Source organism: Pantoea sp. Acro-807, assembly GCF_011752675.1.
Classification (GTDB): Bacteria; Pseudomonadota; Gammaproteobacteria; order Enterobacterales; family Enterobacteriaceae; genus Pantoea; species Pantoea eucrina.
On record NZ_VWXE01000001.1, the window covers coordinates 1,108,687 to 1,133,228 of the forward strand.

The 24,542-nt window shown below is 55.9% G+C and carries 22 protein-coding genes and 1 pseudogene; 12 read left to right on the top strand and 11 right to left on the bottom strand.

Annotation, left to right across the window (positions count from 1 at the left end):
- Nucleotide 1 precedes the first annotated feature (1 nt).
- Complete coding sequence (locus F3J39_RS05265; protein WP_039384746.1) at nucleotides 2-187, bottom strand: YoaH family protein; 186 nt, start codon at nucleotides 185-187, stop codon at nucleotides 2-4.
- Nucleotides 188-298: 111 nt separating this feature from the next.
- On the opposite strand from F3J39_RS05265, the gene pabB reads away from it, so the two are divergent.
- The 4 genes from pabB to F3J39_RS05285 all read left to right on the top strand — a co-directional run bounded on the left by pabB (nucleotide 299) and on the right by F3J39_RS05285 (nucleotide 5,567).
- Nucleotides 299-1,657, top strand: a complete 1,359-nt coding sequence (pabB, locus tag F3J39_RS05270; RefSeq protein WP_166713887.1) for an aminodeoxychorismate synthase component 1 — start codon at nucleotides 299-301, stop codon at nucleotides 1,655-1,657.
- 1 nt (nucleotide 1,658) lies between these two features.
- Complete coding sequence (locus F3J39_RS05275) at nucleotides 1,659-2,225, top strand: CoA pyrophosphatase (protein ID WP_039384751.1); 567 nt, start codon at nucleotides 1,659-1,661, stop codon at nucleotides 2,223-2,225.
- A gap of 188 nt (nucleotides 2,226-2,413) precedes the next feature.
- On the top strand, nucleotides 2,414-3,778 hold the full coding sequence (locus tag F3J39_RS05280; protein WP_039384754.1) for an L-serine ammonia-lyase: 1,365 nt from the start codon (nucleotides 2,414-2,416) through the stop codon (nucleotides 3,776-3,778).
- Nucleotides 3,779-4,007: 229 nt separating this feature from the next.
- Nucleotides 4,008-5,567: an EAL domain-containing protein gene (locus tag F3J39_RS05285; protein WP_039384755.1), complete on the top strand. Its 1,560-nt coding sequence runs from the start codon at nucleotides 4,008-4,010 to the stop codon at nucleotides 5,565-5,567.
- A gap of 47 nt (nucleotides 5,568-5,614) precedes the next feature.
- On the opposite strand, the gene F3J39_RS05290 is transcribed toward F3J39_RS05285, so the two are convergent.
- Nucleotides 5,615-7,180 carry a TerC family protein gene (locus F3J39_RS05290; RefSeq protein ID WP_039384757.1) on the bottom strand — a complete coding sequence of 522 codons (1,566 nt, stop codon included), beginning with the start codon at nucleotides 7,178-7,180 and terminating at the stop codon, nucleotides 5,615-5,617.
- 493 nt (nucleotides 7,181-7,673) lie between these two features.
- Here F3J39_RS05290 and manX point away from each other — a divergent pair, with 493 nt between their 5' ends.
- The 4 genes from manX to F3J39_RS05310 are packed head-to-tail and all read left to right on the top strand — an operon-like array spanning nucleotide 7,674 to nucleotide 10,849.
- Nucleotides 7,674-8,630, top strand: a complete 957-nt coding sequence (gene manX, locus F3J39_RS05295; RefSeq protein ID WP_104085084.1) for a PTS mannose transporter subunit IIAB — start codon at nucleotides 7,674-7,676, stop codon at nucleotides 8,628-8,630.
- Nucleotides 8,631-8,677: 47 nt separating this feature from the next.
- Nucleotides 8,678-9,478, top strand: coding sequence for a PTS mannose/fructose/sorbose transporter subunit IIC (locus F3J39_RS05300; protein WP_104085085.1), 801 nt, complete (start codon nucleotides 8,678-8,680; stop codon nucleotides 9,476-9,478).
- Between the two features lie 14 nt (nucleotides 9,479-9,492).
- Entirely contained in the window at nucleotides 9,493-10,338 is an 846-nt protein-coding gene (locus F3J39_RS05305) for a PTS mannose transporter subunit IID (protein WP_071668873.1), read from the top strand.
- A gap of 52 nt (nucleotides 10,339-10,390) precedes the next feature.
- Complete coding sequence (locus F3J39_RS05310) at nucleotides 10,391-10,849, top strand: DUF986 family protein (RefSeq protein ID WP_104085086.1); 459 nt, start codon at nucleotides 10,391-10,393, stop codon at nucleotides 10,847-10,849.
- On the opposite strand, the gene rlmA is transcribed toward F3J39_RS05310, so the two are convergent.
- From rlmA to F3J39_RS05335, 5 genes and pseudogenes are all read right to left on the bottom strand, one after another.
- Nucleotides 10,846-11,652: a 23S rRNA (guanine(745)-N(1))-methyltransferase gene (gene rlmA, locus F3J39_RS05315; protein ID WP_071668874.1), complete on the bottom strand. Its 807-nt coding sequence runs from the start codon at nucleotides 11,650-11,652 to the stop codon at nucleotides 10,846-10,848. The genes F3J39_RS05310 and rlmA overlap by 4 nt on opposite strands.
- Nucleotides 11,653-11,790: 138 nt before the next feature.
- Nucleotides 11,791-12,000 carry a transcription antiterminator/RNA stability regulator CspE gene (gene cspE / locus F3J39_RS05320; RefSeq protein ID WP_021510024.1) on the bottom strand — a complete coding sequence of 70 codons (210 nt, stop codon included), beginning with the start codon at nucleotides 11,998-12,000 and terminating at the stop codon, nucleotides 11,791-11,793.
- Nucleotides 12,001-12,021: 21 nt separating this feature from the next.
- Nucleotides 12,022-12,156, bottom strand: a pseudogene (locus F3J39_RS18800) (DUF2627 domain-containing protein).
- A 514-nt stretch (nucleotides 12,157-12,670) separates the two neighbouring features.
- Entirely contained in the window at nucleotides 12,671-13,672 is a 1,002-nt protein-coding gene (locus F3J39_RS05330; protein WP_104085088.1) for an MBL fold metallo-hydrolase, read from the bottom strand.
- Nucleotides 13,673-13,690: 18 nt separating this feature from the next.
- Complete coding sequence (locus tag F3J39_RS05335; protein WP_094111077.1) at nucleotides 13,691-13,966, bottom strand: YebO family protein; 276 nt, start codon at nucleotides 13,964-13,966, stop codon at nucleotides 13,691-13,693.
- 208 nt (nucleotides 13,967-14,174) lie between these two features.
- On the opposite strand from F3J39_RS05335, the gene F3J39_RS05340 reads away from it, so the two are divergent.
- Together F3J39_RS05340 and F3J39_RS05345 are read left to right on the top strand one after the other, a co-directional pair.
- The gene (locus F3J39_RS05340) at nucleotides 14,175-14,414 is read left to right on the top strand and encodes a YobH family protein (protein ID WP_039384778.1); all 240 of its coding nucleotides are present in this window, start codon (nucleotides 14,175-14,177) and stop codon (nucleotides 14,412-14,414) included.
- A gap of 142 nt (nucleotides 14,415-14,556) precedes the next feature.
- Nucleotides 14,557-15,933, top strand: a complete 1,377-nt coding sequence (locus tag F3J39_RS05345; protein WP_166713888.1) for an MFS transporter — start codon at nucleotides 14,557-14,559, stop codon at nucleotides 15,931-15,933.
- A 68-nt stretch (nucleotides 15,934-16,001) separates the two neighbouring features.
- Here F3J39_RS05345 and htpX read toward each other — a convergent pair whose 3' ends face one another.
- The 4 genes from htpX to F3J39_RS05365 form a co-directional block, all read right to left on the bottom strand.
- Nucleotides 16,002-16,883: a protease HtpX gene (gene htpX / locus F3J39_RS05350; protein WP_039384837.1), complete on the bottom strand. Its 882-nt coding sequence runs from the start codon at nucleotides 16,881-16,883 to the stop codon at nucleotides 16,002-16,004.
- Nucleotides 16,884-17,103: 220 nt separating this feature from the next.
- Complete coding sequence (gene prc / locus F3J39_RS05355; RefSeq protein WP_166713889.1) at nucleotides 17,104-19,143, bottom strand: carboxy terminal-processing peptidase; 2,040 nt, start codon at nucleotides 19,141-19,143, stop codon at nucleotides 17,104-17,106.
- 20 nt (nucleotides 19,144-19,163) lie between these two features.
- Entirely contained in the window at nucleotides 19,164-19,844 is a 681-nt protein-coding gene (gene proQ, locus F3J39_RS05360) for an RNA chaperone ProQ (protein WP_039384840.1), read from the bottom strand.
- A gap of 96 nt (nucleotides 19,845-19,940) precedes the next feature.
- Nucleotides 19,941-20,441, bottom strand: coding sequence for a GAF domain-containing protein (locus F3J39_RS05365; protein ID WP_071668877.1), 501 nt, complete (start codon nucleotides 20,439-20,441; stop codon nucleotides 19,941-19,943).
- 217 nt (nucleotides 20,442-20,658) lie between these two features.
- On the opposite strand from F3J39_RS05365, the gene yebS reads away from it, so the two are divergent.
- Entirely contained in the window at nucleotides 20,659-21,903 is a 1,245-nt protein-coding gene (gene yebS, locus F3J39_RS05370) for a membrane integrity lipid transport subunit YebS (RefSeq protein WP_071668878.1), read from the top strand.
- On the top strand, nucleotides 21,872-24,505 hold the full coding sequence (locus F3J39_RS05375; protein ID WP_166713890.1) for a PqiB family protein: 2,634 nt from the start codon (nucleotides 21,872-21,874) through the stop codon (nucleotides 24,503-24,505). The genes yebS and F3J39_RS05375 overlap by 32 nt, the downstream gene beginning before the upstream one ends.
- The last annotated feature ends 37 nt before the right edge of the window (nucleotides 24,506-24,542 follow it).

Here is a 24,542-nt window from a genome sequence, read left to right on the forward strand (position 1 = left end):
ACTATTCGTTTTCATCTTCATCTTCGAAGCGTGCCCGAATCGCCTCACCGGTAAAGGTCTCACGAATTTCCTGCGCCACCTGCGCAATCGCCTGGCCGCTGGCCATGCCGCCCGCCATCAGTTCCTGAATTCGCTCAACCGCCTGCTGCTGCTGCTCATGAGATAGTGCCGGAAGCCCTGTAAACATACGTTACTCCAGATTAAATCGGACGGGCATTATCCCACGCGGAACAAACAGGTGCCAGTGGCAAAAAAATATGCCAGGCTACGCCTCTGCCTGTTGAATGCTGCTGAACCCATGATCGCGAAAACCCTCACGCTTACCTATAGTCCCGATGCACTGCTGAACCGCTTTGCCACGCTGGCGCATCGCCCGTGGGCCATGCTGCTGACCTCAGGTCAGGCCGATCACGCCGATAACCGCTTTGATATTCTGACCGCCGATCCGCGCATCACGCTCATCACGCGCGGCGGGTATACCGAAACCGATGATGGCACCGGCATTCAGCGCTCTGAGGAGGATCCGCTACAGCTGCTGCAGCGACAGATTGACCGGCTGGGCCTGCAGCCCGTCTCCCATCCCGACCTGCCTTTTCAGGGCGGTGCGCTGGGGCTGTTTGGCTACGATCTCGGCCGCCGGTTTGAACAGCTGCCGGCGGTGGCGCAGCAGGATCTGCAGACGCCTGACATGGCGGTGGGCCTTTATGACTGGGCGCTGATTGCCGATCATCACCTGCAGCGGCTTACGCTGGTCTCTCTCAGCGATGCTGACGCGCGCTGGCGCTGGCTGCAGGCGCAGGCGGTTCCGCTGCCGCGGGCGTTTCACTTAACCAGCGCGTGGCGCTCTGACCTGACGCGCGAAGCCTATGCAGCACGTTTCAATGCTGTACAGGCGTATATTCAGGCAGGTGACTGCTATCAGGTCAATCTTGCTCAGCGTTTCGAGGCGCGCTATAGCGGGGATGAGTGGCAGGCGTTTCTGCGCCTTACGCGCGCCAATCGCGCGCCCTTTAGCGCCTTTCTGCGTCTGCCGGACAGCGCGCTGCTCAGCCTGTCGCCGGAACGTTTTCTCTCTCTGCAGCAAAACGTTATTGAAACGCGTCCGATCAAAGGCACGCTGCCGCGTCTGGCCGATGCAGAGGCCGATCGTCTGCAGGCGGAAAAGCTGGCGCACTCCGCGAAAGATCGTGCGGAGAATCTGATGATTGTTGATCTGATGCGTAATGATATTGGTCGGGTGGCTGAACCCGGCAGCGTGAGCGTGCCTGAGCTGTTTGTGGTTGAACCCTTTCCGGCAGTGCATCATCTGGTGAGCACCGTGCGGGCCCGTCTGCCCGACAGGCTGCGCGCCACCGATCTGCTGCGCGCCTGCTTTCCAGGCGGCTCAATCACCGGAGCGCCAAAAATCCGTGCGATGGAGATTATCGAAGAGCTGGAGCCGCATCGTCGCAACGCCTGGTGCGGCAGCATAGGCTATATCAGCCTGTGTGGCCGTATGGACAGCAGTATTACCATTCGTACGCTGATCGCTGAAAACAATACCCTCTACTGCGCCGCCGGTGGCGGACTGGTGGCTGACAGCGATCTGCAATCTGAATATGAAGAGACCTTCCATAAGGTTAACCGCATTCTGCCCTGCCTCAGCGATGAGAAGTAATATGACTGCCGAACTCAGCCAGTTTCTGACGCGTTTTATGCTGCAGCCTCCGCCACCCGCACGCCTGCCGGCCCCTGCCGGACGTCATGCGGCAGTGCTGGTGCCGATTATCAACAGCGCCGAGCCGGCACTGCTGCTGACGCGGCGCTCGGCGCTGCTGCGTAAACATGCCGGCCAGGTCGCTTTTCCGGGCGGCATGCAGGATGCCAGCGATACGTCATTGATCGATACCGCGCTGCGTGAAGCGCAGGAAGAGATCGGGATCGATCCCCGTCAGGTGCAGATAGCCGGTGTACTGCCGGCGGTCACCAGCAGTACCGGTTTTGCCGTCACGCCGGTGGTGGGGATCCTGCCAGCCATGCCGCTCCGTCTGAACCCGGATGAAGTCGAAAGCGCCTTTACCATGCCGCTGCGTGAAGCACTGCATCTGGCCCGCTATCATCCGCTGACGTTATATCGCGGCCAGCGTCAGCACCGGATATGGCTCTCCTGGTATAACGATTATTTTATCTGGGGCATGACGGCCGGAATTATTCGTGCGCTTGGTCAGCAGATCGCGCTGCCCTGAATGCCGTGTGTAAACTCATAGCTGAAAAATCGATCCACTTCACAAAGGTATGGATTGATAACTATTTCTGCGGTTTATAATTAGATTATTTCATGCGAAAAGCTGTTCTTTCGCCCGCCGTGGCGATTACTATTAGCCGCAATTACGGCTCAGGCCGCAGAACCCCGTATTTGTGAGGAGCGTTACCGTTGATTAGTGTTTTTGACATGTTCAAAGTGGGCATCGGCCCATCCAGTTCACATACCGTAGGTCCGATGAAAGCGGGCAAACAGTTTGTGGATCTGCTGGCTGAGCAGGGCAAACTGCAGGATGTCACGCGCGTAGCGGTGGATGTGTATGGCTCTCTCTCGCTGACCGGCAAAGGTCACCATACGGATATCGCTATCATTATGGGTCTGGCGGGTTATGAACCTGCCACCGTGGATATTGATGCGATCCCGGCATTTATTAAAGATACGGAAACGCGTGAGCGCCTGCTGCTGGCTAAGGGCGCGCATGAGGTCGACTTTCCACGCGAAGGCGGCATGGTGTTCCGCAGTGAGAATCTTTCGCTGCATGAAAACGGTATGACGCTGTATGCGTTTGCCGGCGATCTGCTGATTCTGACGAAAACCTACTACTCAATTGGCGGCGGGTTTATCGTGGATGAAGCGCATTTTGGCCAGCCGGTGCTGGACGAAGTCGCGGTACCTTATGCGTTTCACTCGGCAAAAGAGCTGCTCAGCCACTGCAGCGAGACCGGCATGTCGCTTTCAGGACTGGTGATGCAAAATGAGCTGGCGCTGCACAGCCGTGAAGAGATCACCCGCTATTTTACCGATGTCTGGCAGACCATGCAGGCGTGTATTGACCGCGGTCTGAACACCGAAGGCGTGCTGCCGGGGCCGCTGCGCGTTCCGCGCCGTGCCGCCTCTTTGCGTCGCCTGCTGGTCTCATCGACCAAGCACTCCAATGATCCAATGAACGTTATCGACTGGGTCAATATGTTTGCCCTGGCGGTAAACGAAGAGAATGCGGCAGGCGGACGCGTGGTAACGGCCCCGACTAACGGAGCCTGCGGCATCGTGCCGGCGGTGCTTGCCTATTACGATCACTTTATCGAAAGCGTCACGCCCGATATCTTTATCCGTTATTTTCTCGCGTCAGGCGCTATCGGTATTCTCTATAAAATGAACGCCTCTATCTCCGGTGCCGAAGTAGGCTGTCAGGGTGAAGTGGGCGTGGCCTGCTCTATGGCGGCGGCGGGTCTGGCGGAGCTGCTGGGCGCCAGCCCGGAGCAGGTCTGCGTGGCCGCGGAAATTGGTATGGAGCATAACCTGGGTCTGACCTGCGATCCGGTTGCCGGTCAGGTGCAGGTGCCCTGCATTGAGCGCAATGCTATTGCATCGGTCAAAGCCATCAACTCAGCGCGCATGGCGCTGCGCCGGACCAGCGCCCCGCGCGTCTCGCTGGATAAAGTCATTGAGACCATGTATGAGACCGGTAAAGATATGAACGCTAAATATCGCGAAACCTCGCGTGGCGGTCTGGCCATCAAAGTTCAGTGTGACTGATACCTGTCCGGAGTGCGCTGGTTAAAATCAGCGCACTCATACTGATTTCTGCTTTTTTACCTACCTCGGCGTTGCCAAACCAGATATTGTAATTTTCCTGCGCGGATCCGGCAGGACGCAATTTTTATTGCCTGCTTTTTTAACGGGCAGCGCTAAACCTGGCCGTCCCGATGCCGATAACCTTCACGTTAATTTGCTCCTGGTCTGTGTCTTAACAAGGTGGTTACTGATGCTCATTCCCCAGCAATTTGTGGGTCAATTTCGCCGTAAGCGGCTGCTTATTGCGTTAGTGATCGCGACGCTGGTTTTGATCCTTACCCTGACTTTTCGTTATATCGAAGAGAAGTCACGTATTGAGCAGCAGTCTCTTAACTTTGCCAGCCGCGCCATTGAGCGCTTTGACCGTATGTTCTCGCCGCTGGACGTCTCCGCCAATAACACGCTGGGCCTGGTGGGCCTGCCCTGTTCGCTGGTGCGTTATCCGCTGATTGAAAAGATCGCTGCGCTGCAGACGGTACGCACCGTGCTGCTGGTGCAAAATGACACTATCTACTGCTCCAGCATCTATGGCGCCCGCGATATCTCTTTTAGTCAGACCTATCCGGAGCTGGCGCTCAATAATCAGCGCATGCTGCTGACCACAGATGATTATCTGCTTAAAGGCTCGCCGGTGCTGCTGCTCTGGACGCCAAAGTCGCTGGATAATCGCGATGGCTTGCTGCAGGTGGTGAATGTTGAACTGATGAGCAATTATCTGCTTGAGCCTCAGCTGCCGTGGGTAGAGCGGGCTATTTTCAACGTGGGCGGTCAGAGCCTTGAGTATGGTAATCCGATGATTGAACACACGGTGCCCTCGGATGACGAGGTCGCTTACGATCAGGCATCTTTACGCTACCCGTTCACCATTACGCTCTACGGCCCTTCTCCGGCGCGCCTGGCGTTAAATACGCTGCCTTCCCAGCTGCCGCTGGCGGTGATGCTGAGCCTGCTGATTGGCTATATTGTCTGGCTGGCAACGGCCAATCGCATGAGCCTCAGCTGGCAGATCAGCTACGGCATCACCGCCAGTGAGTTTATGGTTTATTGTCAGCCGCTGATCAATGCCCGCAGCGAACAGTGTGAGGGTATTGAGCTTCTGCTGCGCTGGCATAATCCGCGTCAGGGATGGATTGCACCTGACGTCTTTATCCCTCTGGCGGAACGGCAAAACCTGATCGCTCCCCTTACCCGCTTCGTGATTGCCCGGGCCGTAGAGGCGCTGCCGCAGCTGCCGCAAAGCAGCGCGTTCCATATTGCGATTAACGTCGCCGCCAGCCATTTTCACGATCGCGCCATTGTGGAAGATCTGCAGCAGATCTGGTGGCCTGCTAACCCCCATCCGCAGCTGGTTGTGGAGCTGACAGAGCGTGACGCCTTGCCGGTTATCGATCAGTCGGTCGTGGCGCAGCTGCATAACATTGGCGTACGCCTGGCGATAGACGATTTCGGCACCGGGCACAGTTCGCTGGCCTACCTGAAAGATCTGCAGCCGGATGTGCTGAAAATTGACAAGATTTTTACCGCGGCGATCGGCACTGACGCGATCAACGCCACGGTAACCGATATGGTGATTTCACTGGCGCAGCGGCTGAAGATTGCGCTGGTGGCCGAAGGCGTGGAGACCGCTGAACAGGCCTCCTATCTGCGCGAGCGCGGGGTAGATCATCTGCAGGGTTACTTCTATGCGCGCCCCATGCCGATCGAAGATTTTCCGGCATGGCTGGCTCAGCATCAGGAAACAGCGGGTTAAAAAAAGGGCCGTCTTCACGACGGCCCTGATTGAACAGCTACGCGCGATTACGCGTTTTCTTCATCTTCATCGTGAGGCGCATCTTTGGTCACCCGTACCAGGTCGATACGGTAATCTGTCGCCTCAACAATTTCAAAGTGCAGCGGCGGCAGATCGATTACCTCACCAGGCTGCGGCAGCTGACCTTTCTGCTCAATCAGCAGGCCCGCCAGCGAAGCGTGATCGTCCTCCTGTTTAACCAGTTCATGGTAGTCGAGCAGCTGCTGAAGCGAATGCAGGTCGGTGCCGCCTTTGACCAGCCAGCCATCACCATCGGCGATCACATCCGGCGTCTCATCTTCATCCGGGAACTCACCGGCAATCGCTTCCAGCACGTCCAGCGGCGTAATCAGACCCTGCACCATACCAAATTCGTTGGTTACGATAACAAAGCTGCCTTTCGCCCGGCGCAGCACGCCCAGCAGATTAATAGGATCCAGCGTCTCAGGGACAACAATCGCCGGCGAGCCTGATGCGAACGTGGTCACATCCATACCGTGCTCCAGCGCCACCAGCAGCTCTTTTGCGCGCACCACGCCAATAATCTCATCCAGCTCACCGCGGCACACCGGAAACAGACTGTGTGGCGTATCCAGCAGCTGCATACGGATCTCATCCAGCGGACGCGTCACATCAACCCATGAGATATCGCCACGCGGCGTCATGATGCTGCGAATAGAGCGCTGCGACAGCGTCAGTACGCCGTTAATCATATAGCGCTCTTCATCCTTAAACGCTTCCTGCGGCATAGCGTTATTCAGCGTATGCTCATCCGTTGAAGGCTGCTGCTGACGATTGCGCCCGCCCATCAGGCGTAAAATAGCTTCTGCCGTGCGCTCACGCATTGGCCGGCGCGCCTGATGGCGCATAAAATTACGGCGCGCGATCTGATTAAACAGCTCAATCAAAATTGAGAAGCCGATCGCCGCATAGAGATAACCTTTCGGAATATGGAAACCGAACCCTTCCGCTACCAGCGACAAACCGATCATCAGCAGGAAGCTCAGGCAGAGCACGACAACCGTCGGATGAGCGTTGACAAAATTAGTCAGCGGCTTCGATGCCAGCAGCATTACGCCCATTGCGATCACCACCGCAGTCATCATCACCGGCAGGTGGTTAACCATACCCACTGCGGTAATCACGGCATCCAGTGAGAAGACGGCATCCAGCACCACGATTTGTGCGACCACTGCCCAGAAGCTGGCATAGTTGCGATTACCCTGCTGCTCCATGCCTTTATTTTCCAGACGCTCATGCAGCTCCATCGTGGCCTTGAAAAGCAGGAACAGGCCACCAAACAGCAGGATCAGATCGCGACCGGAAAAGCTGAAATCCATCACGCTGAACAGCGGACGGGTCAGCGTGACCATCCACGAGATCAGGGAGAGCAGGCCGAGGCGCATCACCAGCGCCAGCGACAGACCGATCAGTCGCGCTTTATCGCGCTGCTTTGGCGGCAGTTTGTCAGCAAGAATGGCGATAAAGACCAGGTTATCGATACCCAGCACAATTTCCAGCACGATCAGCGTTAACAGCCCCGCCCAGATCGAGGGATCCAAGAGAAACTCCATTAGTGACTCCTTGCTAAGAAAGTAGACGCACGAAAATCAGCCTGCACCGGTAAGTGAGACAGCTGAAGAGTCGAAGGCGAAATAACGCTGAATGGCGTGGCGATCTGCGCCGGCTGGCACAGTAAGGATAAGAAGCGACGTCGGTGACGGTCCATAAAGGTGAGCTTGAGCCCGGTACTCCTGAGTAATAAACAGAAAGTTAATGTATCAGTTACCTCAACAAGATCAAAAAATTTTCTTACATTTACACATAGCTGCGCTGGCGCATAAAAACGGCATAAAAAAGTCCGCTGAACCGCTGTTACACCAGATAACCGACAGGCGTCACACTCTTTCTTCTTTCGCTAACTAAAATAAACGGCGACCTTAACGCAAACCGATGGGGGCTCCATCGTAGCGGCTCAGGCTTATATTGCCTGACGGGCCCGGCCGCATCCTTTATTCCTGTCAACGTCCTTTAATGACAGGGTTTCGTCATAAACGGAGGTAGCAGGTGACCATCGCATTAGTCATTGGTACACACGGCTGGGCAGCAGAGCCGCTCCTGAAAACAGCAGAGATGCTGCTGGGCGAACAGCACAATGTCGCCTGTATCGATTTTGCACCCGGTGAAAACGCCGAAACCCTGATGGATAAGTATCGTGCCCGGCTGGCAGAGCTTGATACCGCTCAGGGAGTCCTGTTTCTGGTCGATACATGGGGAGGCAGCCCGTTTAATGCCGCCAGCCGTCTCGTCACGGATCGCCCGGATCAGGAGGTCATTGCTGGCGTGAATATTCCGATGCTGGTCGAAACGCTGATGGCCCGCGATGACAATCCTGAACTGGCGGCGCTGGTGCAGGTCGCAACCGATGCCGGCCGTGAGGGCATTAAAGCGCTAAAGGCGAACCCGGTTTCCGCTGCCGCAGCGCCGGCTAAATGTGCTGTGCCGCCGCCGCCACCGCTGGCGCCGGGCCAGCATATGAAAATCGGGCTGGCGCGCATAGACGATCGTCTGATCCATGGCCAGGTAGCGACCCGCTGGACTAAAGAGACCGGCGTCAGTCGCATTATTGTGATCAGTGATGAAGTGGCAAACGATCACGTGCGTAAAACCCTGCTGACCCAGGTGGCGCCGCCGGGCGTAACCGCACACGTGGTCGATATCGCAAAAATGATCCGCGTCTGGAATAACCCCAAATATGCGGGCGAACGCGTCATGCTGCTGTTTACTAATCCCACCGACGTTGAGCGCGTGGTTGCGCAGGGCGTCAATATTACCTCTGTGAATATCGGCGGCATGGCGTTTCGTCAGGGTAAGACGCAGGTCAATAATGCGGTTTCAGTAGATGAAAAAGATATTGCCGCTTTTCGTCAGCTCAACGCCCACGGGATTGAGCTTGAGGTACGCAAAGTCTCGACCGATCAAAAGCTTAATATGATGGACCTGATTGCGAAGGCCACCGCCTGACTTGTTGCCGCCCGGCAATAATGGCGGGCGTGCTGAGGAGATGCAAAATGGAAATAACCACGTTACAGATTGTGCTGATATTTATCGTGGCCTGTATTGCCGGTATGGGTTCTATCCTGGATGAATTTCAGTTTCACCGTCCGCTGGTGGCCTGTACCCTGATTGGTGCCGTGCTGGGTGACATGAAAACCGGCATTATTATCGGCGGCACGCTGGAGATGATCGCGCTGGGCTGGATGAATATCGGGGCGGCGGTAGCACCCGATGCGGCTCTCGCCTCCATTATATCCACCATCCTGGTGATTGCCGGCGGACAGAGCGTCGGTGCCGGTATCGCTCTGGCGATCCCGCTGGCCGCAGCGGGTCAGGTGCTGACCATTATCGTGCGAACGCTGACCGTGGCGTTTCAGCATGCGGCAGATAACGCGGCCGCGAAAGGTAACCTCACCGCTATCTCCTGGATCCATGTCTCTGCCCTGCTGCTGCAGGCGATGCGCATTGCCATCCCGGCGCTGATTGTCGCTATCTCTGTCGGCACCAGCGCCGTGCATACGCTACTGAGTTCCATTCCGGAGGTAGTCACCAACGGCCTTAACATCGCCGGCGGCATGATTGTGGTAGTGGGATACGCAATGGTCATCAATATGATGCGCGCCGGTTATCTGATGCCGTTCTTCTATCTCGGGTTTGTCACCGCCGCGTTTACTGACTTCAATCTGGTTGCGCTGGGCGTTATCGGCGTCGTGATGGCGATTCTCTATATCCAGCTCGCCCCGAAATATAACCGGGTCGCAGGCGCAGCGCCGGCAGGTGCCTCGCAAAACGACCTTGATAATGAACTTGACTAGGAGCAGGTGCCACTATGGTTGACAGCACGCGAATGGCTAAAAAGCTCACCTCCGGTGATGTCCGCGCCGTGTTCATACGATCTAACCTGCTTCAGGGGTCATGGAACTTTGAACGTATGCAGGCGCTCGGTTTCTGTTTTTCCATGGTGCCGGTGATCCGTCGCCTCTACCCGGAAAACGACGACGCACGTAAACAGGCGATCCGGCGTCATCTGGAGTTTTTCAACACGCAGCCCTATGTCGCCGCGCCGGTACTGGGCGTCACTATGGCGATGGAGGAGCAGCGGGCAAACGGCGCCGCCATTGATGATGGTGCTATTAACGGCATTAAAGTGGGTCTGATGGGGCCGCTGGCAGGCGTAGGCGATCCCATCTTCTGGGGCACCGTACGGCCGGTGTTTGCCGCGCTTGGTGCAGGGATTGCCATGAGCGGCAGCCTGCTGGGCCCGCTGCTGTTTTTTGTGCTGTTTAACGTTGTGCGCCTGCTGACCCGCTATTACGGCGTTGCTTACGGCTATCGCAAAGGCGTTGATATCGTCAGCGATATGGGCGGCGGTTTTCTGCAGAAGCTCACCGAAGGCGCCTCGATCCTCGGCCTGTTTGTGATGGGCGCACTGGTCAATAAATGGACCCACGTTAACGTGCCGCTGGTGGTATCGAGTATTACCGACCAGACCGGTAAAACCACGGTAACCACCGTTCAGTCTATTCTTGACCAGCTTATGCCCGGCCTGATCCCGCTGCTGCTGACATTTGGCTGTATGTGGCTGCTGCGTCGTAAAGTTAACGCGCTGTGGATCATCATCGGTTTCTTTGCGATCGGGATTATTGGTTACTCGATTGGCCTGCTGGGACTGTAAGCCGCTTTCCGGCCGGACGCGTAATATGGGCAGAGTGTAAAAAGGAGCGATAATGGCGCTGACCGATCTGCTGCTGATGTTCTGCATCGCCGCTCTGCTGCTGTTTGCTATTTACCATGATGTAGTGTTGCCGCGCCGTAAAGGCATCACCCTGCTGCGGGTCGCACTGCGACGACGTCACCTGCCCGATAGCGCGATTTTTATCGGACTGCTGCTGATTCTGCTGTGGAAAAATATCAGCAATGCAGGGCCGGTGCTGACGACAACGCTTATCATGGTGCTGTGCGCCCTGACGCTCTGGGTATTCTGGCTGCGCCGTCCGGTGCTGCTGATGAAGCAGGAGGGCCTGTTTGATAACGGGATCTGGATCCGCTATGCGCGCATTGCCGCGATTAACCTCTCGCCGGAGGGGGTTTTAATGATGCAGCTGGAGCGGCGCCGGCTGCTTATTGCTGTTCATACGCTGGATGACCTGGAGCGTATCTGGCATACGCTCCTCACCGCTCGCTAATCGCGCTGCCACAGAGAGAGGGTAAAGTCCGCGTCACAGCGGAACTGCTCTGCCGCTGCCAGCGTCTGCCATACCGCTTCCGATGCACGCCAGGCAAAGGGTGTCATCTGCAGCAGGCTTACCGCTTCAGCGCCGCTTAGCGTCAGGTCATAGCTGAGAGACTGCGACTCGCAGAGCGTAAAGCCGGTATAGGTTTTCTCTTCTGCAGCATGCAGCTGCACCTGCGAATAGATTAGCGCCTTGAACTGCTGCAGATGGTGCGGACCCGGCGTAACGGTCAGCAGATAACCGCCTGACTTTACCACCCGGCTAAGCTCCTCTTCATTACAGGGCGCATAGATGCGTACCACCGCATCCAGCACCGCGCTGGCAAACGGCAGCCGCTGGCTGGAGGCAACGCAAAAGCGTACCTGCGTATAGCGTTTTGCCGCCATCCGGATAGCCGGTTTGGCAACATCAAGCCCATAGATTTCGGCGTCAGGCAGCGCGCTGGTCAGGGCGCTGGTGTAATACCCCTCACCGCAGCCGATATCCAGAACCTGAGCCGCAGGCTGCGTCAGGCGTTGCGCCAGTATCGCCGCCACGCGATCGCGCAGCGGCTGATAGTGCCCGGCATCCAGGAAAGCACGGCGCGCCTGCAGCATCTCCAGGCTGTCACCCGGCTCTCGCGACCCCTTGTGCTGCACCGGCAGAAGATTGACATACCCTTCTCTGGCCCGATCAAACTGATGACCAGCGTCACAGCGAAACACGCCCGGCTGCTGGGTTAATGGCTGGCGGCACAGGGGACAGATCAGGGACATAGCGGACTCCGGTTCAACGATAAGCGGCGCAGTTTACCCTGAAGCAGGAGTAACAAAAAGCATAAAGAAAAGCCCCGCTCAGAGAGCAGGGCTTACGATTCGTTTCAGCAGGTACAGTGACCCGGGCTGAGCGGAAAATCAGATAGCGGTAACGTTAACCGCTGCAGGACCTTTCTGGCCATCCTGAATTTCAAACTCAACCTGCTGGCCTTCAGCCAGAGTTTTGAAGCCGTTACCCTGGATAGCAGAGAAGTGTACGAACACATCTTTGCTGCCGTCAGCAGGAGTAATGAAACCAAAACCTTTAGACTCGTTGAACCACTTAACCTGACCTTTAATTTTTGCCATTTTGCAAATTCCTTTAAATGTTTATTTTGCCCGAAGGCAGTATTGCAGAGAAAAAGAGACGTTACTGAATGAGGCACTAATTTAAGGTTCGGCAAGGAAGCGGTATTCAACGTCAACGTCTTTACTCAAAACTTCTTTACTGAAGATGCCATGCATAAACAGAACTGTACCTCGTTTGACCCGCTGATGGTTATCACATATCCGCTAAATAATGGCAAGCCATTTTTAAACAGTGGTCGACTTGTCGCACATTATTATCCGGGACCCCTGCTCCTTCGTGGTGAAACAGGAACCGCAAACGCCTGATGGCGCACAAAATCCTTGATGACCAGCGTTTTTCTGCAGCAACGTCAAGCGCAGCGGCAGGACATGAATTTGCGTTAAGTGCCAGACGCTACGTTAAACGTGTTGCACTATTATGGCAGACAAAGATTATTTCTCTCTGCAGTGTAAAATAACAGCGCCTGCTTCTCTTAATGCACAAGGTGTACAATTAAACCCGCGGAGTACAGGTTATAAAACGCTTTTGCACCAAAACCGGGAAAATTATTATCCGGCTGCTCCGGATATAATCATTAACCTGCTGAACTTATCTGTTATTTTTATAAGCACGCTAATCCGGACAGGTTAAGAAAACTGTACACCTTATTCATTACCGGTGAGAAAAATCTCATTCAATATCCGCCAGCGTCCGGCTCTCCCCTATTCGCCACGGGCTGAACCGTCCGGCCAGAGGCGTCCCGGCTGCGTCCAGCACACGCTGCAGTTCAGCAGGAGGCGCATCCAGCGACTCATCAGCCAGTTCATAAACACCCCAGTGTATAGGTATTGTTAATGGATGCCCGGCATACTGCCATAAGTCTGCGGCGTGCTGCGGGTTCATGTGCTGGCTGCCCATGAACCATTCTGGTGCATACGCGCCAACCGGCAGGGCGGCCAGATTAAACGGCCCCAGCCGTTGCACAATCTGCAGCAGGTTATCGCTGTAACCGCTGTCGCCGGAAAACCAGAAGTTGAGCGTGCCGCAGCGCACTACCCAGCCACACCATAGCGAGCGATTGCGATCCCACAGCGTGCGCATACTCCAGTGGCGCGCCGGCACAGCGGTAATGCTCAAATCCTGACTATCCGCTGACTCCCACCAGTCCATCTCGGTGACGTTGCGGGCCCCCCGCTTCCGGCACCATGCGCCCAGGCCAAGCGGTACTATCATCTTTACCTCCGGAAAACAGCGCAGCAGGCGCTTTATCGTGCCCCGGTCAAGATGATCGTAGTGGTTATGTGAAATCAGTACATAGTCGAGCTGCGGCAGCCGGGTCACATCAAGCGGTGAGGGTACCCGGCGTTCAGGACCGGCAAAGGGCAGCGGCGAAGCGCGCGGTGATAAAGCCGGGTCAATCAGGATATAGCGCTGCTTAAGGCGCAGCAGCAGCGCGGCGTGACCCAGCCACCAGATGCGATCGTCACTGCCGCTCAGGTCGGCGGGCTGATACCAGCGAGCGCTGAAATCAGCATAGCCGCTGGCAGGCGGCAGCGGGAGATGCTGCGCTTTACGTTCACGACGCCAGCGCTGTAAATCACCCGGCTTGCGCTGTTCCCCTTCAGGATTGCAAAACCCGTCAGGGGTATGGTGTGCTTTTGAAGCGTCGTACCAGGGATTTCTGCGGCTCATGCCCTCTCCATTTTACTCTCAGCGCTCCGGGATCAGCCGGATAAAATCGCGTGAAGCCGTGCCTTCGTCATCCTGCACAGCGGACGACGTTTCTCCCTGCGCCTCCGCAATACGGCGCAGCAGCGCGGTCTGTTTTTTCTGCTCTTCCACCAGCATTTCCAGCAGCTGCAGATGCTCGCTGGCACGCACGCTGGCGCGATTAACAAAAAACCAGACGATAAAGGCCACAAGAATAATGAGCGCCACGATACCATAGTGCAGCAGCGGGCTGGAGTTTGCGGCTAATTCGTTCATAACTGCCTCGGGTAACTATCAGTAAGGATTTAACGGCGCTAATTCTACCTGTTGCGCCAGGAAAAGATATCTTCTGCAACCAAAGCAGTTGCCTGCCGCAGCGCTTTCAGCTATCTCCGATCGTATTAACGTGTAAAGCACGGCATGGTACGCCTGTCGCGCTTATTGCCAAACGGATGCGGCGCGTTTTCAATTTCGGGAGATAATAATGAAATATTTTATTCGTCTGGTGATGCTGTTCGCCCTGCTGTGGCTGGCGCTGCTCTTCACCGGCTATGGTGTTCTGACCGGCAGCGCTGAGAAAGCAGCCGGTCTTGGCCTGGAGTGTAACTACCTGACCGCACGCGGCATGATGACCGCCCGTTATCTGCATAGCGACAGCGGAATTGTCGGTGTAACGGCCTGTCCGCTGCTGAAAAAAAGCGGCGATGTCATTGATAACCAGTAACCCTTCCGGGCTCAGCGTGAGCCCATTTTGATTTTCGCTATGCCGGCATCAGCGAAATAGAGGTTTTTCACGCCTGCGGCGATGCTTTCCGGCGCTAAATTGATTAGCATGATGATATTTACTCCCTTTACTTACCACTATTATGCCTTCAATTGCCCCTCAGGATGGACTTCCGCTACCGCAGCGCTATGGCGCAATCATCACGATTGCGCTGGGTATTATGATGGCGGTACTCGATGGCGCTATCGCTAACGTAGCGCTGCCGACGATAGCCCGCGATCTCAGCGCCAGCCCGGCTGAATCAATCTGGATAGTTAACGCGTATCAGATCGCAATCGTGATCTCGCTGCTGTCGCTCTCCTTTCTGGGAGATATGCTGGGATACCGCCGTATCTTTCAGGCCGGCCTGATCCTGTTTATCGCGACATCGCTGTTCTGCGCCCTCTCCTCCACGCTGACGACGCTAACCGTGGCGCGCGTACTGCAGGGATTTGGCGGCGCCGCGCTGATGAGCGTCAACACCGCGCTAATCCGGATTATTTATCCGCAGCGCTTTCTTGGACGCGGCATGGCAATCAACTCACTCATTGTGGCGGTCTCCAGCGCCGCCGGCCCCACTATTGCCGCGGCTATTCTGGCCGTGGCCAGCTGGCAGTGGCTCTTTTTAATCAATATCCCGTTTGGCCTTGCCGCACTCTGGCTGGCACTGCGCTTCCTGCCTGACAATCTGCAAAAAGCGCGCCAGCAGAAGTTTGATATTCCAAGTGCGGTGATGAACGCGCTCTTTTTTGGGTTACTCATCACTGCACTGAGCGGCTTTTCGCAGGGGCAGCCAGCCAGCCTTATCGTGGCCGAACTGGCGGCGCTGATCGTTACCGGTATTATCTTTGTGCGGCGTCAGCTAACCCTGCCGGTGCCCTTGTTACCGGTTGATCTGCTACGTCTGCCGCTGTTCTCGCTCTCCATTGGCACCTCCGTCTGCTCTTTCTGCGCGCAGATGCTGGCGATGGTATCGCTGCCGTTTTACCTGCAGAACGTGCTTGGCCGGGATGAAGTGGCAACCGGGCTGCTGCTGACGCCGTGGCCGCTGGCAACAATGGTGATGGCGCCGATTGCCGGACATCTGATTGAGAAGTATCACGCCGGCCTGCTGGGTGGACTGGGGCTGGCGCTGTTTGCCGCCGGGCTGTTTCTGCTGGCCATGCTCCCGGCGCAGCCTGCTGATGCAGATATCATCTGGCGTATGATGCTGTGCGGTGCCGGTTTTGGCCTGTTTCAGTCACCCAATAATCACACCATTATCTCTGCTGCCCCGCGCAACCGCAGCGGCGGAGCCAGCGGCATGCTGGGCACCGCCCGGCTGACAGGACAGAGTGCCGGTGCCGCGCTGGTGGCTCTGATGTTTAACCTGTTCAGCGACAGCGGCACGCACGCTTCTTTGATCCTTGCCGGTGGCTTTGCTTCCGCTGCTGCTGCGATAAGTCTGGTGCGGCTGACCCAGTCACGCGCGCCAGCCTGACGCTATCCGCACGCAAATAAAAAAGGCATCACCAGGGTGATGCCTTTTTTTTTCGTCGCCTGAGCGGATTATTTCAGATACTGCCCGCTGCGCAGCGCTTCGATGCGCTTATCAAGCGGCGGGTGAGACATAAACAGCTCGCTGAACGACTTGTTTTTACCGTTGATGCAGAACGCCATCATGCTGCCTGGCTCCTGCGGCTCGTAGCTGGTTTTCAGACGTTGCAGCGCGGCGATCATTTTTTCACGGCCAACCAGTTTTGCCGATCCTGCATCAGCGTGAAACTCACGGTGGCGTGAGAACCACATGGTAATGATGCTGGCGAGGATACCAAAAAGCAGTTCCAGCACCGTTGCAACCGCAAAATAGACCAGCGGATTACCGTTGCTGCTCTCTTCACCATCGCGGTTGCCGGACAGAAAGCCCGACGCAACCTGCGCAATAATGCGCGAAATAAAGATAACAAAGGTGTTCACAATGCCCTGAATCAGGGTCATGGTGACCATATCTCCGTTGGCGATATGCGCGATCTCATGCGCCAGCACGGCTTCAGCCTCATCGCGGCTCATGTTTTGCAGCAGACCGGTTGAGACAGCGACAAGGGACGCATCACGGCGCGCACCGGTCGCAAAGGCATTGATATCGGGCGCATGATAAATCGCGACCTGCGGCATCGCAATGCCAGCCTGCTGCGCCTGGCGACCCACGGTCTCCATCAGCCAGCGCTCGGTTTCATTACGGGGCTGTGCAATCACCTCCCCGCCAACGGAGCGTAGCGCCATCCATTTGGACATCAGCAGTGAAACGAACGCACCGCCAAAGCCAAACAGACCCGCCATAATCATCAGGCCCTGAACACTGCTTGACTGGATTCCTGTCAGACTCAGAATGAGTCCGAATACCAACATCACCGCCAGGTTGGTGATCAGGAAAAGAGCAATACGCATCATAAATGTTAATCTTCCTCAGTTGTTCACGCGCTTGTATGCGGATATATATCCTATGTTCATTGCGCGGCTTTTCAAGCGACCTTAATCTTTAAGTGTCTAAAAAAACAAAACTTTACATTCTACTCAGGCGATCGATTGCAAACTGCTCAGACCACTTATTTAGCGAGTATAGTGCAAAAAAAAACACCGCCGTAGCGGTGTTTTGTGACCGGCTTCAGGATTACTTCGCCGGAGTGGCAGCGGACTGAGAAGAGGCCAGCTGAGCCAGATCGTTAGCGATCTTCACCGTCTCATCCAGATAGGGATCGGGCTCTTTATAATCTTTTGGCAGCGCCTCAAGATTCTTAAGCGGCTTTTTCCCTTCCATCTGATAACGCGCGTTAATACGCTCCAGACGCAGCGCGTCCTCTTCGTGACTCTCTTTCTCACGCTGGGCAAGATTGAGCGACACGATATTGCGTTTATCTTTCATCGCATTGAAACGCGCAATATCTTTCATGATGTACTGAAACTCACGATCCTGCGCAATGCGATCGGCATGAGACTGCGTCAGCTTCGGCACCAGCGCGGTGATATCACCGGTTTTGGTATAGGTTGCCGCATTAATGCTGTCCCACGGCAGCGCGTTATCTTCAAATTTTTCGCCGGTCTCTGCCGCTTCAACGCCGGTTGGCATCAGCAGATCGGGGGTTACCCCTTTACGCTGCGTGCTGCCGCCGTTGATACGATAAAATTTCTGAATGGTATATTGTACGGAACCCAGCGCAGGCCACTCCGGACGCAGCATCTGATCGTAAATGCGGTTCAGAGAACGATACTGCTGTACGGTTCCCTTGCCGAAGGTCGGTTCGCCAACAATCAGAGCCCGGCCATAGTCCTGCATCGCCGCGGCAAAGATTTCCGAAGCTGACGCGCTGAACCGGTCGACCAGCACTACCAGCGGACCTTTGTAGTAAACAATGCCGTCGGTATCGCTGTCTTCACGCACCCGTCCATTGTTATCCCTGACCTGAACCACCGGGCCACCCGGAATAAAGAGTCCGGAGAGAGAGACCGCTTCAGTCAGTGCACCGCCGCCGTTGGTTCGAAGGTCGATAACGACGCTGTCCACATTTTGCTTTTGCAGTTTCTGCAGCTGCACTTTGACATCGTCAGTCAGACCGACATAGAAGCCCGGAATATCCAGCACGCCCACTTTTTCTTTGCCGACGTTATGCACCGTGCCTTTAACTGCCCGATCTTCCAGACGGATCTTTTCACGCGTGAGCGTAACGGTCCGGGTTTTGGTGCCTTTACCGGCAGGCAGGATCTCAAGACGCACTTTGCTGCCTTTAGGTCCTTTGATTTTCGATACCACATCATCCAGCCGCCAGCCGATAACATCCTCAACAGGCTTGCCTGGCTGACCGACGCCGACAATGCGATCGCCAACGGTAATCGATTTGCTTTTTGCTGCCGGACCGCCAGCGACCATAGAGTTGATGACCGTGTAGTCATCATCCATCTGCAGCACGGCACCAATCCCCTCAAGCGACAGGCTCATCTCGGTGTTGAACTGCTCAGTATTGCGCGGGGAAAGGTAGTTGGTGTGGGGATCGATCTCATGAGCGAAGGCGGTCATTGCCAGCTGGAAGACATCTTCACTGTTGCTCTGAGCCAGGCGACGGATGGCAAAGTTGTAGCGCTTGGTCAGCGTTTCACGGATCTCTTTGTCATCTTTGCCCGCCAGCTTCAGGCTGAGCTCATCATATTTAACTTTGGCGTCCCAGAGCGCGTTCAGCTCTGCGGTGCTCTTTGGCCATGGTGCTTTCGCCCGGTCAATATCAATGGTGTCATTGCCACTGAAATCCATCGGACGATCCAGCACCGTCAGCGCATATTGATAGCGCTCAAAACGGCGTTTTTGTGCCAGGTTATAGAGCGCGTAAAACAGATCCAGCTTGCCGCTGCGCAGCTCGTCGCCGAGCGTGGTTTTTTTGTCCGCATATTGCGCAACGTCTGATGCCAGCAGCACGTTATGGCTGTAATCCAGCAGGTTCAGATAGCGATCAAAAATCTTTGCTGAGAAATCCTGATTCAGATCGAACTGACGGTAGTGAGAGCGTGTAAAGCGCGATGTAACCCGCTCACTGACCGTGGGATGCTGCGCTTCTTCATGTAACTGCGGGATCTGGTCTGCACGCGTGATATTGTCTGCGGCAACGGAGGGGCCTGCCAGCAGCAGGCCCGCGATCATACCGATCTTAAAAAAGCTGTTCATGCCAGGGTCGGGCCTCCGTTTCAGAACTGCAAGTGTTCTGCGCGCACAATCATTGCCAGGCCTGAAGCAAGCTGTACCCGAACGCCATCTTTAGTGATTTCAAGAATGGTGGCGTCCATAGCACTTTTGCCTGCTTTGACTTTAATATTCTGGCCTGGCTGCAAAGCTGAGGTGTCGGTAACGGGTTTTGCCCGCGGCGGACGTGGTGCGGCGTTGCGTTCTGCAGCACCGGTGCGTGGCGTCTGAGGGCGCGGCTTGCGCGGCGTATCACCTTCAGCCGCTTTACGCGGTGCTGGCTTACGCGGACGACGCTCTGCACTCTCCTCTCCTGCCTCGCGCTTCTTCGCCCGCTGCTGCTCACGCTGCGCCTGAACGCGTGCCTTTGCCTCTTCCAGCTGCTTCCGCGCATGCTCTACGTGCTGCTCATCCAGTACGCCACAGGCGTTGCCATCGAGATCGACACGCGTTGCGCCGGCTTTGATACCGTAAAGATAACGCCAGCTGGAGGTATAAAGACGCAGAGCTGAACGCAGCTGCGTTTTGCTCGGACTATTTTCGCCCTGAACACGCTCGACCAGATCCTGAAAGATACCGATTTTGAGCGGACGCGCTTCACCTTCGGCGCTAAAGCAGTGCGGAAAACGTTCCGCCAGAAAGGCGATGACTTCTTTACTGCTATTCAACTTAGGTTGATTTTCCATGAAATTTCCTGATTACAACGGATTTGCCGACCAGAGCGGGCATGAACAGGCGACATTATAATGACAACATCGCCAAATGCCATGCAATCCAGACGATTAGCTATGCGACAGCGCAATAAATTTTTCGATGTTGCTGTTCGCCAGCACCTCACAAAGCCCGTCGGCAAGGGCTACCAGCCCTGCTTCATCCTCACTGTCAAAGCGGGAATAAAGCGTACTGTCGATATCAAGAACGCCTGCCAGCAGGCCGTTCACTTTCAGAGGAATCACGATTTCTGCGTTACTGGCGGCGTCGCAGGCGATATGACCGGGAAACGCATGAACGTCATCCACGCGCTGCACGCGCTCTTCAGCCACTGCCGTACCGCAAACGCCTTTACCTGCCGGAATACGCACGCAGGCAATCTTGCCCTGGAACGGACCCAGGACCAGCGTATTCTCTTCAGTCAGCAGATAGAAGCCTGCCCAGTTAACCCCCTCCAGACGCTCAAACAGCAGCGCACTGCAGTTAGCCAGCGCGGCAAGAAAAGAGGTTTCGCCCGCCAGCAGCGCCCGGGCATCACGATTTAATTCCTCGTAAAAGGCTTTTTTGTTCATTGATCAACCATAATTCATCACTGAGAGGTATCAGTTTTCCCTCAGTTGTTAAAATAAGCACTAATAATCCAGCCCAACAAGGTGAATCATTGAATAAGTTGCTATACCCTTAGCACGCTATGATTGAGACTGATCTCGTACCACAAGATAGTGCAGGCTGCACGTTCTGTTCAGACTGCCGGCAACCGTAACGAATGATGGGCCACTCGCGTCACTTATGAAAATTCACGCTATCAGCCAGAGCTTGCCCCACGCACGTTATCAGCGTTGCCCCCAATGCGATACCCTTTTTTCCTTACCGGATGTGAAATCGCATCAAACGGCTTATTGCCCGCGCTGTCATGCCAAAATCCAGAATGGCCGTGACTGGTCAATGCGTCGTCTGACCGCGATGGCAGTGACAATGCTGGTGCTGATGCCCTTTGCTTTCAGCCTGCCACTGGTTGAAATTCGCTTACTTGGCATGCGCATAAACGCCAGTCTGCTGGAAGGCGTATTGCAGATGGCGCAGCAGGGCAACGTGCTGACGGCCGCCATGGTCGCGTTTTGTACAATCGGGGCTCCGGTGACGCTGGTTGCCGGCATCAGCTATCTGTGGATTGGCAACCGGCTGGGCATGAATCTGCGACCGGTGCTGCTAATGCTTGAGCGGCTGAAAGAGTGGGTGATGCTGGATATCTACCTGGTAGGTATTGGCGTCGCCTCTATCAAAGTTCAGGATTACGCCTCGCTGGCGTTGGGTTATGGTCTGGTCGCTTACGTAGCTCTGACCCTGTTAAGCCTGCTCACTATTATTCATCTTAATGTGGAAGAGCTCTGGGAGCATTACTATCCCCAGTCCATCCCAACCGCGCCGCCAGAGCGCTGGCAGGTGTGCCTCAACTGTCATCACACCGGCATGCCCGATGAGCGTGGTCGCTGTACCCGCTGCCACACGCCGCTTGATTTTCGCCGTCGCCACAGCCTGCAAAAATCCTGGGCGGCGTTAATTGCGTCGATCGTGATGCTGATACCCGCCAACCTGCTGCCGATTTCCGTGGTGTTTGTAAACGGTTCGCGGCGTGAAGACACTATCTTTTCCGGTATCCTCGGGCTGGGCTCAGGCAATATTCCCATTGCTGCGGTGGTGTTTATCGCCAGTATCCTGGTGCCTTTCACTAAAGTGCTGGTGATGCTGACGCTGCTGCTCAGTATTCACTTCAAATGTGAACAGGGGCTGAAAACCCGCATCCGGCTGCTGCGCGTGGTGACCTGGGTGGGACGCTGGTCGATGCTGGATCTGTTTGTTATTGCTTTAACCATGTCGCTGGTCAATCGCGATCAGCTGCTGGCTTTTACCATGGGACCTGCCGCGCTTTACTTCGGCGCAGCGGTAATCCTGACTATTATGGCTGTTGAGTGGCTGGATAGCCGCCTGATCTGGGATGCACATGCAACAGGAAACGCCGACTACACCGACTAGCGCAACCGTGCGTAACAAACGCAAGTTGTCGCCATTCTGGCTTTTGCCCATTATCGCCCTGCTGATTGCCGGCTGGCTTTTATGGACCAATTATCAGGAGCGCGGTACCACCATTACCATCAACTTCCAGACGGCGGACGGCATAGTGCCGGGCCGCACGCCGATTCGTTATCAGGGCGTGGAGGTCGGTACTGTGCAGGGTATTGAGCTGAGTGATGATTATCGCAGCATTCGTATCAAAGCGAGCATCAAAAGCGATATGCGCGACGCCCTGCGCGAGAATACACAATTCTGGCTGGTGACGCCAAAAGCCTCCCTGGCCGGCGTCTCCGGGCTTGATGCGCTCGTGGGCGGTAACTACATCGGTATGATGCCTGGCGATGGTAAAGAGCGCGACCATTTCACCGCGCTTGATACGCAGCCTAAATACCGGGTCAATACCGGCGAGCTGCTCATCCATCTGCATGCGCCCGATCTCGGCTCGCTTAATACCGGCTCGCTGGTCTACTACCGGAAAATTCCGGTGGGTCACGTCTATGACTACAGCCTTAATAGCAATACTGATGGCGTCACCATTGATGTGCTGATCGAGCGGCGCTTTATCAATCTCATCAAAAAGCAGAGCCGCTTCTGGAATGTTTCCGGTATTGATGCAGATGTCAGCCTGAGCGGCGCGAAAGTGAAGCTGGAGAGTCTGGCCGCGCTGGTAAACGGCGCTATCGCGTTTGATTCACCCGATAAAGGCGAACCGGCTGAGAGCGAGCAGAACTATCAGCTCTATCCGGATCTGGCACACAGCCAGCGCGGCGTGCTGATTAACCTCGATCTGCCTGATGGTAACAACCTCAAAGCCAACAGTACGCCTCTGATGTATCAGGGGCTGGAAGTAGGCACCCTGACAAAACTTACGCTGCTGCCTGACGGCAAAGTCTCTGGCGAACTGACGATTGATCCCTCAGTGACCGGCCTGATGCGCAGCGGAACACGTATTGAGATGCGCGCACCGAAACTCAGCCTCACTGACACCAGCCTGAGCAGCCTGCTCACCGGTAACACGCTGGAGCTGGTGCCCGGTGAGGGCGAACCGCAGGACCATTTCAGCGTGCTGCCCGCCAGCGAAACGCTGCTGCAGAAACCGGATGTCCTGACGGTACAGCTTAGCGCGCCGGAAACCTACGGTATCGATGCCGGCCAGCCCCTGGTGATCTATGGCATGAAGATTGGTCAGGTGATCTCGCGCAAACTGGATGAGAACGGCATCAATTTCGTGGTCGCGATTAATCCTGAATATCGTCAGCTGGTGCACGCTGACAGCAAGTTTATCGTCAACAGTCGCCTGAACGTAAAATTTGGCCTTGATGGTATGCAGGTGCTGGGTGCCAGCGCACGTGAATGGGTGGATGGCGGTATTCGTCTCGATCCCGGCGCAAAAGGGAAAGCCTCCAGCCGCTACCCGCTCTATGCAGACGCCGAGCGTGCTGCTGAAGGGATCACCGGCGATCAGCCGCCTGCCACGCTGACGCTGACGGCAACCAGCCTGCCGGACGTACAGGCAGGTTCCGTAGTGCTCTACCGTAAGTTTGAAGTCGGTGAAGTGGTCGACGTGGTGCCGCGTGCGGATGCGTTTGATATCTCAGTGCATATTCAGCCGCAGTATCGCAAGCTGCTGACCAGCGAAAGCGTATTCTGGGCCGAAGGTGGCGCAAAAGTGCAGCTCAACGGCAGCGGTCTGACCGTGCAGGCGTCGCCGATTAACCGGGCGCTGAAAGGCGCCATCAGCTTTGACAATCTGACCGGTGCACAGGCGAAAAAAGGCGTTAAGCGCGTGCTCTATGCGTCAGAAACCGCAGCGCGCGCCGTCGGCAGCCAGATCACCCTGCACACCTACGACGGCAGCAAGCTGGCGGCAGGCATGCCGGTGCGCTATCTCGGTATTAATGTCGGTCAGGTGGAGTCGCTGGCGCTGAGTCAGGATAACAATCAGGTGGTCGCTAAAGCCGTGCTCTATCCGGAGTATGTGCAGGACTTTGCCCGCACGGGCAGCCGTTTCTCAGTGGTATCGCCGGAAATTTCTGCGGCAGGCGTCAACCATCTGGAGACGATTCTGCAGCCCTATGTCAACGTCGATCCCGGCAAAGGTGCGATGGCGCGCAGCTTTGAGCTGCAGGAAAGCACAATCACCGACTCGCGTTACCTGAACGGCCTGAACATTTATGTCGATGCCGCCGAGGCGGGATCGCTCTCCCTGGGTACGCCGGTTCTGTTCCGCGGCGTTGAGGTCGGTACGGTCACCGGCACCTCGCTGGGTAATATGGCCGATCGGGTGCAGATTGCGCTGCGCATCAGTAAAAAGTATCAGCATCTGGTGCGGAATAACTCAGTATTCTGGCTGGCATCCGGCTATAACCTCGATTTTGGCCTGATTGGCGGCGTGGTGAAAACCGGCACCTTCCAGCAGTTTATTCGCGGCGGCATTCAGTTCGCTACGCCGCCAACCGTGCCGCTGGCACCGCAGGCAGGCGCCAACAAACACTTCCTGCTGCAGGATGAAGCGCCGAAAGCGTGGCGTGACTGGGGTACCGCTATCCCTGCTCCGCGCTAAACAACCGGGCAGCCAGCAGGCTGCCCGTTCTCTTTGC

What these genes read in the sequence shown, in the direction of transcription:
- F3J39_RS05265 (WP_039384746.1), bottom strand. Translation starts at nt 187, where the DNA reads ATGTTTACAGGGCTTCCGGCACTATCTCATGAGCAGCAGCAGCAGGCG.
- pabB (WP_166713887.1), top strand. Translation starts at nt 299, where the DNA reads ATGATCGCGAAAACCCTCACGCTTACCTATAGTCCCGATGCACTGCTG.
- F3J39_RS05275 (WP_039384751.1), top strand. Translation starts at nt 1,659, where the DNA reads ATGACTGCCGAACTCAGCCAGTTTCTGACGCGTTTTATGCTGCAGCCT.
- F3J39_RS05285 (WP_039384755.1), top strand. Translation starts at nt 4,008, where the DNA reads ATGCTCATTCCCCAGCAATTTGTGGGTCAATTTCGCCGTAAGCGGCTG.
- F3J39_RS05290 (WP_039384757.1), bottom strand. Translation starts at nt 7,180, where the DNA reads ATGGAGTTTCTCTTGGATCCCTCGATCTGGGCGGGGCTGTTAACGCTG.
- F3J39_RS05300 (WP_104085085.1), top strand. Translation starts at nt 8,678, where the DNA reads ATGGAAATAACCACGTTACAGATTGTGCTGATATTTATCGTGGCCTGT.
- F3J39_RS05305 (WP_071668873.1), top strand. Translation starts at nt 9,493, where the DNA reads ATGGTTGACAGCACGCGAATGGCTAAAAAGCTCACCTCCGGTGATGTC.
- F3J39_RS05310 (WP_104085086.1), top strand. Translation starts at nt 10,391, where the DNA reads ATGGCGCTGACCGATCTGCTGCTGATGTTCTGCATCGCCGCTCTGCTG.
- rlmA (WP_071668874.1), bottom strand. Translation starts at nt 11,652, where the DNA reads ATGTCCCTGATCTGTCCCCTGTGCCGCCAGCCATTAACCCAGCAGCCG.
- cspE (WP_021510024.1), bottom strand. Translation starts at nt 12,000, where the DNA reads ATGGCAAAAATTAAAGGTCAGGTTAAGTGGTTCAACGAGTCTAAAGGT.
- F3J39_RS05330 (WP_104085088.1), bottom strand. Translation starts at nt 13,672, where the DNA reads ATGAGCCGCAGAAATCCCTGGTACGACGCTTCAAAAGCACACCATACC.
- F3J39_RS05335 (WP_094111077.1), bottom strand. Translation starts at nt 13,966, where the DNA reads ATGAACGAATTAGCCGCAAACTCCAGCCCGCTGCTGCACTATGGTATC.
- F3J39_RS05340 (WP_039384778.1), top strand. Translation starts at nt 14,175, where the DNA reads ATGAAATATTTTATTCGTCTGGTGATGCTGTTCGCCCTGCTGTGGCTG.
- F3J39_RS05345 (WP_166713888.1), top strand. Translation starts at nt 14,557, where the DNA reads ATGCCTTCAATTGCCCCTCAGGATGGACTTCCGCTACCGCAGCGCTAT.
- htpX (WP_039384837.1), bottom strand. Translation starts at nt 16,883, where the DNA reads ATGATGCGTATTGCTCTTTTCCTGATCACCAACCTGGCGGTGATGTTG.
- prc (WP_166713889.1), bottom strand. Translation starts at nt 19,143, where the DNA reads ATGAACAGCTTTTTTAAGATCGGTATGATCGCGGGCCTGCTGCTGGCA.
- proQ (WP_039384840.1), bottom strand. Translation starts at nt 19,844, where the DNA reads ATGGAAAATCAACCTAAGTTGAATAGCAGTAAAGAAGTCATCGCCTTT.
- F3J39_RS05365 (WP_071668877.1), bottom strand. Translation starts at nt 20,441, where the DNA reads ATGAACAAAAAAGCCTTTTACGAGGAATTAAATCGTGATGCCCGGGCG.
- yebS (WP_071668878.1), top strand. Translation starts at nt 20,659, where the DNA reads ATGAAAATTCACGCTATCAGCCAGAGCTTGCCCCACGCACGTTATCAG.
- F3J39_RS05375 (WP_166713890.1), top strand. Translation starts at nt 21,872, where the DNA reads ATGCAACAGGAAACGCCGACTACACCGACTAGCGCAACCGTGCGTAAC.